Below are 675 nucleotides of genomic sequence, written 5' to 3'. Positions count from 1 at the left end.
ATCCAGAGGTAGCTCGTAAGCGATGTAAATGTTTAGGCCTGCAAAAAATGAGAAGAAGCCTACCCATGCCCAGTTTATCTTCGCCCAAATCGCGTCAGGTAGCGTGATCTCTTTACCCAACATGCCTTTGACGACCGATTTTCCCATTAAGTGGCTGGCGGTTAAGCCAACGGCAAGCACCACGTAAATGATAGTGACTTTCCATTTTATGAAGTTGTCGTCATGGAAGAAAATGGTCATGCTGCCGAATATCGTGACGATGACAAACGTGATCAGTTGCATCTTCTCTACTTTCTTATACAGCGCGTAGGTCACGATAAGTTGAACTGCCGTTGCAACGATGAGTGCTCCAGTCGCTACATAGATGTCGTACATCTTGTATAGAGCGAAGAAGATAATGAGAGGAATAAAATCAAGGATTTGCTTCATGTTGCCAAAAACTACCGAGTTGTTGAGTTGCTGACAGTCTAGCGGAATCTGGCGTAATGTGAATAGCTCAAGGGATTTGGATAAAAAATTGCCGCTCAATGAGCGGCAATGTATTGATATGTTTAAGGCACCTAAAAAGGCGAAATCTTGCTCGTTAGTACAGATAGCTTGGTTAGCTTCTGTAGGCTTGACTCATGGCTCGAGAGCTAAACGATTCTTTCCTACGCCACACGTTGGTATTGAGAA

Annotated in this window: 1 protein-coding gene; it reads right to left on the bottom strand. The window is 44.0% G+C overall.

Annotated features, from left to right (window positions below; all coding sequences use genetic code 11):
- The coding region (locus R7E78_RS27070) for a septation protein A (protein WP_318058739.1) at positions 1-429 on the bottom strand (429 nt) is incomplete at its 3' end.
- Positions 430-675 lie beyond the last annotated feature (246 nt).

This window comes from Vibrio sp. YT-19(2023) (genome assembly GCF_033337395.1).
The sequence above is the reverse complement of the archived record's forward strand: the minus strand, read 5'-3'. Positions and strand labels throughout refer to the sequence as shown.